The 708-nt window shown below is 48.3% G+C and carries 1 pseudogene; it reads right to left on the reverse strand.

Annotation, left to right across the window (positions count from 1 at the left end):
• Window positions 1-478: 478 nt before the first annotated feature.
• Window positions 479-708: pseudogene (locus tag EQY_RS26000) on the reverse strand (hypothetical protein); the annotation flags it as partial.

Consider the following 708-nt stretch of genomic DNA (forward strand, 5'->3'; position numbering starts at 1 on the left):
ATTCCTACCGTTGTGAATGCTTCAGGCCAGCTCACTTATCCCCCTCCTCATGACCTCCCCGCTCCCACGGGATGACCAGATCAACATCCACCTTCGCAGCAGCTATTTCTTCCTGTGGAAGGGTGCCATAAAATTTACGAAGACTTTTCGACATTCTCTCGAAAAAATTAGCCATGTATAAAACACCATCCCCCGCATCCTCTCTGATGCACGAACTTGTATACGCCTTTAGCAAATCCAGAAACGATATACGTAATGCTCCAGCACACGTATCAAATAAATCCTCATCCTGATCACCCTCAATGTAGGGAATTATCATATACGGCGGCACTGATACCCACACCTCAACATCATCAGCACAACTAACACTGATACTCGCAGAGAACGATTCAGGGACATCATCCTCTGGTTCAGAGCCAGTTAATGGCACGCTCCATTCCTCACCAGTCCAGACGAATTCTTCCAGTAGCTCAACCCCATCGTTCGGTAACACTTGTGCTGGCGGCGCTGCGTAAAGTGGTGTTATTTCTGCCCGAAAGTCACCTATTTCATGCAGTCGCACCCACCGTTCGACTTCTGCTTTGTCAGAATACAGAGCAGTGAACGTATTATATTCATTGTCAATTTGCGTGAAGGTTGCCTTCCACGCCACTGGCTCTGCTTCCAGCGATGCCAGTGCGATACGAAACACATTGGCAAGCAGGCTGT

The organism is Escherichia sp. TW14182 (assembly GCF_000208525.1).
Lineage (GTDB): Bacteria > Pseudomonadota > Gammaproteobacteria > Enterobacterales > Enterobacteriaceae > Escherichia > Escherichia ruysiae.